Below are 851 nucleotides of genomic sequence, written 5' to 3' on the forward strand. Positions count from 1 at the left end.
AGATTATATGAAGTCATGCAAGAAAAAGATGCAATCTATATGAAAGAAAACTTCACTGATGAAGACGGAATGAAAGCAGCCGAACTTGAAGGTGAATTTGCAGAGTTAAACGGTTGGGAAGCTGAACCTGAAGCTTCGATCCTTTTGAAAGGCCTTGGTATTACTGAGGACCTTCACACAAAGAAAATGGCTGAATTAAACGGTGGCGACAAAGTTAAAGTATTACTTGCTCAAGCACTATTCGGAAAACCAGACGTTCTTTTACTAGATGAGCCTACCAACCATTTGGATTTAAAAGCGATTAAATGGTTGGAAGAGTTCTTAATCAACTTTGAAAACACAGTTATCGTAGTTTCCCATGATCGTTACTTCCTTAACAAAGTTTGTACGCATATCGCGGATCTTGATTTCGGTAAAATCAAAGTTTATATTGGTAACTATGACTTCTGGTATGAATCAAGCCAGCTTGCTCTTAAATTAACACAAGATGCCAATAAGAAAAAAGAAGAAAAAATCAAAGAACTACAAAATTTCATCGCTCGATTCAGTGCCAATGCATCTAAATCGAGTCAGGCAACTTCCCGTAAGAAATTATTGGATAAAATCAGCTTAGATGATATTCAACCTTCTTCCCGCCGCTATCCATATGTTGGCTTTACACCGGAGCGTGAAATCGGAAACGACTTGCTTCGTGTAGATGGAATTACAAAAACAATTGATGGTATAAAAATATTGGAAAACGTCAGCTTCACGATGAATAAAGGTGACAAGATTGCTTTTGTCGGTAAAGATGAAATTGCAAAAACCACCATGTTCAAGATCTTAGCAGGTGAAATAGAGCCGGATAGCGG

The 851-nt window shown here is 37.7% G+C and carries 1 protein-coding gene; it reads left to right on the forward strand.

Annotated features, from left to right (window positions below; all coding sequences use genetic code 11):
* Positions 1 to 851, forward strand: an 851-nt coding sequence (locus tag AC1DUW_RS30840; protein ID WP_477644453.1) for an ABC-F family ATP-binding cassette domain-containing protein, incomplete at both ends; no start/stop codon positions are given.

The organism is Peribacillus sp. P4_C12 (assembly GCF_056402095.1).